The organism is Aureimonas flava (genome assembly GCF_003583935.1).
Classification (GTDB): domain Bacteria; phylum Pseudomonadota; class Alphaproteobacteria; order Rhizobiales; family Rhizobiaceae; genus Aureimonas; species Aureimonas flava.
In genome coordinates this window covers 58,689-64,936 of sequence record NZ_QYRN01000013.1, presented here as the reverse complement: position 1 = coordinate 64,936, position 6,248 = coordinate 58,689, and the positions used below count along the sequence as shown (strand labels likewise).

Genomic DNA, 6,248 nt, shown 5'->3' with positions numbered 1-6,248 from the left:
GACGTCGAGGCCCAGGTCCTGTCGCGCGCCATCCACGCCCACATCCACCACCGCACCTTCCCCAACGGCGAGCGAACCGTCGTCTTTCCCGCATCCCCAGGCGGATACGCCTCCACCAAAATGGGCTGAGGAAACGGCAGGACCCCCGCGCCATGCGCTATTCCATCTTCTCCCTCGCCGCCAACGCGCTGACCGGCCACCGCCGCTGGAAGCCGACCTGGCGCGACGCCGCGCCCAAGGCCGGCGGCTACGATGTCGTGGTGATCGGCGGCGGCGGCCATGGTCTCGCCACCGCCTACTACCTCGCCAGGAACCACGGCATCCGCAACGTCGCGGTGATCGAGAAGGGGTGGATCGGCTCGGGCAACGTCGGGCGCAACACGACCATCATCCGGTCGAACTACCTCCTGCCGGGCAATTCGAGCTTCTACGAGCTGTCGATGAAGCTGTGGGAGGGGCTGGAGGCGGACCTCGGCTACAACGCCATGGTCTCGCAGCGCGGCGTCCTCAACCTCTTCCATTCCGACGCCCAGCGCGACGCCTACGTGCGGCGCGGCAACGCGATGCGGCTGGAGGGGATCGACGCCGAGCTCCTGTCGCGCGAGGACGTGCGCCGCGAGATGCCGTTCCTGGCGTTCGACGACGCGCGCTTCCCGATCAAGGGGGGGCTGCGCCAGCGCCGCGGCGGCACGGCCCGGCACGACGCGGTCGCCTGGGGATACGCCGGCGCGGCCTCCGAGCGCGGCGTCGACATCATCCAGAACTGCGAGGTCACCGGCTTCCTCACCGATCCGGACGGCCGCGTGACGGGCGTCGAGACGACGCGCGGCGCGATCCGCGCGGGCAAGACCGCCATGGCCGTCGCCGGCAACTCCTCGCGGGTCGCCGCGCTCGCCGGCTTCCGCCTGCCGATCGAGAGCCACGTGCTCCAGGCCTTCGTGTCGGAGGCGATCAAGCCGCTGATCGACAACGTGGTGACCTTCGGCGCCGGGCACTTCTACATCTCGCAGTCCGACAAGGGCGGCCTCGTGTTCGGCGGCGACATCGACGGCTACAACTCCTACGCCCAGCGCGGCAACCTGCCCACGGTGGAGGACGTGTGCGAGGGCGGCATGGCGCTGATGCCGGCGATCGGACGCGTGCGGATGCTGCGCTCGTGGGGCGGCATCATGGACATGTCGATGGACGGCTCGCCCATCATCGACCATGCGCCGGTCGCCGGCCTCTACCTCAACGCCGGCTGGTGCTACGGCGGCTTCAAGGCGACGCCCGCCTCCGGCCATTGCTTCGCCCATCTCATCGCCACGGACGCACCCGCCAGGGAGGCCGCCGCCTATCGGCTGGACCGGTTCGAGCGCGGCTACACGATCGACGAGAAGGGCCAGGGCGCCCAGGCCAACCTGCACTGACCGACAGGGATCGGAAACCCGATGCGCATCGACTGCCCCTTCTGCGGCCCGCGCGACCTTCGCGAGTTCAGCTTCCTCGGCGACGCCGAGGCGGCTGGCTCGGCGCTCGCCGACGCCACGCCAGCGGCCGACGCCGCCGCGCCGGACGAGGCGGGGCGCGTCTACCTGCGCGCCAACCCGGCCGGCCGGCACCGCGGGCTCTGGTACCACGAGGCCGGCTGCCGGTCCTGGCTCGCCATCGAGCGGGACACGCGCACCCACGAGATCTTCTCCGTCGAGCTCGCCCGAAAGGAGCCCGCGTGATGGCGGCCGCCTGCCGCCTGCCGGAAGGCGGGCTGATCGACCGCAGCCGAACGCTGCGCTTCGCGTTCGACGGGCGCGACTATGCGGGCCATCCGGGCGACACGCTCGCCTCGGCGCTGCTGGCCAACGGCGTCGGCCTCGTCGGGCGCTCCTTCAAGTACCATCGCCCGCGCGGCGTCCTCACCGCCGGGCCGGAGGAGCCCAACGCACTGGTGGAGCTGCGCGAGGGCGCCCGGCGCGAGCCCAACAGCAAGGCCACCGGCGTCGAGCTCTTCGACGGGCTGACGGCGCGCAGCCAGAACCGCTGGCCGTCGCTGGAGCACGACGTCGGGGCGGTGAACGGCCTCCTGTCGCCGCTCTTCGTCGCCGGCTTCTACTACAAGACGTTCAAGTGGCCCTCGGCCTTCTGGGAGAAGGTCTACGAGCCGCTGATCCGCCGCGCGGCGGGCCTCGGCCGGTCCAGCGGGCTCGCCGATCCCGACAGCTACGAGAAGGCCTTCGCCTTCTGCGACGTGCTGGTGATCGGCTCCGGCCCGGCGGGCCTCGCGGGCGCCCTGGCCGCCGGGCGCGCCGGCGCGCGGGTGATCCTGTGCGAGGAGGACTTCGCCCCCGGCGGCCGCCTCCTGTGCGAGGAGGACCTCGAGATCGACGCCCGTCCGGCGCTCGACTGGGCGCAGGACGCGCTGCGCGAGCTCGCCGCCCTGCCCAACGTGACGGTGATGCCGCGCACCGCCGTGTTCGGCGTCTACGACGGCGGCACCTACGGCGCGATCGAGAAGGTGGGCGACCACCTGCCCGAACCCTTGCCCGGACAGCCGCGCCAGCGTCTCTGGCAGATCGTCGCGGGGCGCTCGATCCTGGCGGCCGGGGCGTTCGAGCGTCCGCTGGTGTTCTCGGGCAACGACCGGCCGGGCGTGATGATGGCGTCGGCCGTGCGCAGCTACCGCAGCCGCTTCGCCGTGGTGCCGGGCAGGCGCGCGGCGGTGTTCACCAACAACGACGACGGCTGGCGCACCGCCTTCGCCCTGGCCGAGGCCGGCGCGACGCTGGAGGCCGTGGTGGACACGCGCCCGCAGATCGACGCCGCGATCCGGAAGCGCGCCGGCTTCCTCGGCACGCGCATCGTCACGGGCGGGCGCGTCGCTTCCACCTCCGGCGGCCGGGCGCTCGCCGAGATCGAGGTCGTGGACGCGACCGGGCACGTCCGCCATCTCGGCTGCGATCTCCTGGCGATGTCTGGCGGCTTCAACCCGTCGCTCGGCCTCGCCACCCATCTGGGCGCGCGCCCCCGCTGGTCGGAGGCGATCGCCGCGTTCCGCCCGGACGCCACGCCGCCCGGCATGAGCGTCGTGGGCGCCGCCAACGGCACGTTCGGCACCGGCGCGGGCCTTGCCGAAGGGTTCGCGGCGGGGCAGGCGGCGGCGGCCGCCGCCGGCTTCGAGGCGCCGGTCGCGGAGGCGCCCCGCGCGCGCGACGAGACGCTCGCGGTGTCGCCGGTCTGGCACGTCGCGGGCAAGGGCAAGGCCTTCGTCGATCTCCAGCACGACGTCACCGCCAAGGACGTCGAGCTCGCCCATCGCGAGGGCTTCCGCTCGGTGGAGCTCCTGAAGCGCTACACGACGCTCGGCATGGCCACCGACCAGGGCAAGCTCTCCAACATCAACGGCCACGCCCGCATGGCCGAGCTGCTGGGTCGGCCGGTCGAGGAGGTCGGCACCACCGTGTCGCGCGCGCCCCATGTGCCGGTGGCCATCGCCGCCTTCGCCGGCCACGCGCGCGGCCGGCACTTCAAGCCGACGCGGCTCACCGCCGGCCACGACTTCGCGCGGCGCAACGGCGCGAGCTTCGTGGAGACCGGGCAGTGGCTGCGCGCGCAATGGTTCGCCCGCCCGGGGGAGGCCGACTGGCTCGACAGCGTGGTGCGGGAGGTGAACGCGGTGCGCGGGGGCGTCGGCATCTGCGACGTCTCCACCCTCGGGAAGATCGACGTCCAGGGCGCGGACGCCGGCGCCTTCCTGAACCGCGTCTACGTCAACGCCTTCGCGCAGCTTCCCGTCGGCCGGGCCCGCTACGGGCTGATGCTGCGCGAGGACGGCTTCGTGCTGGACGACGGAACCGTCGCGCGCCTCGGGCCGGAGCATTTCGTCCTCTCCACCACGACGGCCAACGCCGCGCGCATCATGAAGCACCTGAACTTCTGCGCGCAGGTCCTGTGGCCCGAGCTCGACGTCCAGCTCGCCTCCGTCACCGAGGCCTGGGCGCAGTACGCGGTGGCCGGCCCCCGGTCGCGGCAGCTCCTGCAGGCGATGCTCGGGCAGGCCTTCGACCTCGCCAACGAGCGGTTTCCCTTCATGGGCGTCGCGGAGTTCGAATGGGCCGGCGTGCCGGTGCGGCTGTTCCGCATCTCCTTCTCGGGCGAGCTCGCCTACGAGATCGCCGTGCCGGCCCATTTCGGCGAGGCGCTCGCCGAGGCGCTGATGGCGGCGGGCGGCCCGCTCGGGGCCACGCTCTACGGGACCGAGGCGCTCGGCGTCATGCGCATCGAGAAGGGCCACGTGGCGGGCAACGAGCTGTCCGGCACGACCACGGCGGCCGATCTCGGCCTCGGCCGGATGATGTCCACCAAGAAGGACTTCGTCGGGCGGGCGCTCAGCGGGCGCGAAGGCCTGGTGGATTCCGCGCGCATCCGCTTCGTCGGTTTCCGGCCGGTGGACCCGTCCGCCCGGCTCTCCGGGGGCGCGCATTTCCTCGAGGTCGGCGCGGAGCCGACCACCGCCAACGACCTCGGCTACGCCACGTCCGTCGCCTTCTCGCCGACGCTCGGCCACTGGATCGGCCTCGGCCTCCTGCGCAACGGGCCGGAGCGGATCGGCGAACGGCTGCGGGCGGTGGACCTGCTGCGCGGCACCGACGTCGAGGTCGAGATCTGCTCGCCCGTGTTCGTGGATCCCGAGGGAGTGCGCCTGCGTGACTGACTTCGCCCTTTCCGAGCGCCCGGCCTTTTTCGGAGCGGTGCTGCCGACGAGCGCCGCGTTGGCGGCGAGCGAGCGCACCGGCCTCGGCATCGCCACCGTGACCGCGCGCCGCGGGCGTGCCGGGGAACTGGCCGAGACGGTGCGGGCCGCGTTCGGCGTCTCGCTTCCGTCGGGGCCGAAGGCGGTGCGATCCGGCGGGCTGACGTTCGTCGGAACCGGGCCCGGCACCTGGCTGGCCTTCCAGGACGGCGGCGGCTGGCGCTTCGCGCGCGATCTCGCCGAGCGTCTCGGCCCGCTCGCTTCCGTCTGCGACCAGTCCTCCGGCTACGGCGTGCTGCGCGTCGCCGGCCCGAAGACCCGCGCGACGCTCGCCAAGGGCGTGCCGGTCGATCTCCACCCCGCCGCCTTTCGGCCGGGCGACGCGGCGGTCACGCTGGCGAGCCATGTCGGCATCGTGCTCTGGCAGGTCGACGAGGAGCCGACCTACGACATCGCCGTGTTCCGGTCGCTGGCCGGCAGTTTCGCCGACTGGCTGGCGGCGAGCGCGGCCGAGTTCACGGCCGTGCCGGGACATTGAAAGCGGCGGGTCGTCGCAGCGGAGCGTATTTATGACAGCAGCGATCATCGACGGAAAGGCCGTGGCGGCCGAGCTTCGCGGCGAGGTGGCGCGGGGCGCGGCCGATTTCGCGGGCCGTGCGGAGCGCAAGGCGGGCCTCGCCGTGGTCCTGGTCGGCCGCGATCCGGCCAGCGAGGTCTATGTCGGCTCCAAGGTGCGCATGACGCGCGACGTCGGGATGGAGAGCTTCGAGCACCGCTTGCCCGCCGAGACGACGCAGGCCGATCTGCTCGCCTTGATCCGCCGCCTCAACGAGGATCCGGCCGTGGACGGGATCCTGGTGCAACTGCCCCTGCCGCGCCACCTCGACGCCGGGTCGGTGATCCTGAGCATCGATCCAGCCAAGGACGTGGACGGCCTCCACCCGGAAAACGCAGGTCGCCTCGCCAACGGCCTTCCCGGCTTGGCGCCCTGCACGCCGCTCGGTGCGATGCTGCTGGTCGCGCGCGCCGTGCCCAACCTGTCCGGCCTGGAGGCGGTGGTGCTCGGCCGTTCGGCGCTGGTCGGCAAGCCCGTGGCCCAGATGCTGCTTTCGGCCAACGCCACGGTGGTGGTCGCCCATTCCCACACGCGGGCGCTGCCCGACGTCTGCCGGCGGGCCGACGTGCTGATCGCCGCCGTGGGGCGGCCGGAGCTCGTGCGCGGCGACTGGATCAAGCCCGGCGCCACGGTGATCGACGTCGGCATCAACCGGCTCGCCCCCGAGCCCGGCGCGGCCAAGGGGCGGCTGGTCGGCGACGTCGCCTTCGGGGAGGCCTGCGCGGTGGCGGGCGCGATCACGCCCGTGCCGGGCGGCGTCGGGCCCATGACCATCGCCTGCCTCCTGCGCAACACGCTGGACGCGGCGCGCCGGCGCCTGTCGATCGCGGGCGAGGGGTAAGGCTCGGGTGGGGCGGCCTGTGCTCGCGCCCTGACGGCTGCGCGACCGTGCCGCGCGGTCGGCAA

The 6,248-nt window shown here is 73.1% G+C and carries 5 protein-coding genes and 1 pseudogene; all 6 read left to right on the top strand.

The window, feature by feature from the left end:
* A pseudogene (gene purU, locus D3218_RS18445) lies at window positions 1–129 on the top strand (formyltetrahydrofolate deformylase); the annotation flags it as partial.
* Between the two features lie 23 nt (window positions 130–152).
* Window positions 153–1,409 carry a sarcosine oxidase subunit beta family protein gene (locus D3218_RS18440; RefSeq protein WP_119541547.1) on the top strand — a complete coding sequence of 419 codons (1,257 nt, stop codon included), beginning with the start codon at window positions 153–155 and terminating at the stop codon, window positions 1,407–1,409.
* A 21-nt stretch (window positions 1,410–1,430) separates the two neighbouring features.
* Window positions 1,431–1,712, top strand: a complete 282-nt coding sequence (locus D3218_RS18435; RefSeq protein ID WP_119541546.1) for a sarcosine oxidase subunit delta — start codon at window positions 1,431–1,433, stop codon at window positions 1,710–1,712.
* Complete coding sequence (locus D3218_RS18430) at window positions 1,712–4,687, top strand: sarcosine oxidase subunit alpha family protein (protein WP_119541545.1); 2,976 nt, start codon at window positions 1,712–1,714, stop codon at window positions 4,685–4,687. The genes D3218_RS18435 and D3218_RS18430 overlap by 1 nt, the downstream gene beginning before the upstream one ends.
* Window positions 4,680–5,264, top strand: coding sequence for a sarcosine oxidase subunit gamma (locus tag D3218_RS18425; protein ID WP_245415115.1), 585 nt, complete (start codon window positions 4,680–4,682; stop codon window positions 5,262–5,264). The genes D3218_RS18430 and D3218_RS18425 overlap by 8 nt, the downstream gene beginning before the upstream one ends.
* A gap of 31 nt (window positions 5,265–5,295) precedes the next feature.
* Window positions 5,296–6,183: a bifunctional methylenetetrahydrofolate dehydrogenase/methenyltetrahydrofolate cyclohydrolase FolD gene (gene folD, locus D3218_RS18420; RefSeq protein ID WP_119541543.1), complete on the top strand. Its 888-nt coding sequence runs from the start codon at window positions 5,296–5,298 to the stop codon at window positions 6,181–6,183.
* Window positions 6,184–6,248 lie beyond the last annotated feature (65 nt).

Coding starts and splice junctions, on each gene's coding strand:
- D3218_RS18440 (WP_119541547.1), top strand. CDS start 153: ATGCGCTATTCCATCTTCTCCCTCGCCGCCAACGCGCTGACCGGCCAC.
- D3218_RS18435 (WP_119541546.1), top strand. CDS start 1,431: ATGCGCATCGACTGCCCCTTCTGCGGCCCGCGCGACCTTCGCGAGTTC.
- D3218_RS18430 (WP_119541545.1), top strand. CDS start 1,712: ATGGCGGCCGCCTGCCGCCTGCCGGAAGGCGGGCTGATCGACCGCAGC.
- folD (WP_119541543.1), top strand. CDS start 5,296: ATGACAGCAGCGATCATCGACGGAAAGGCCGTGGCGGCCGAGCTTCGC.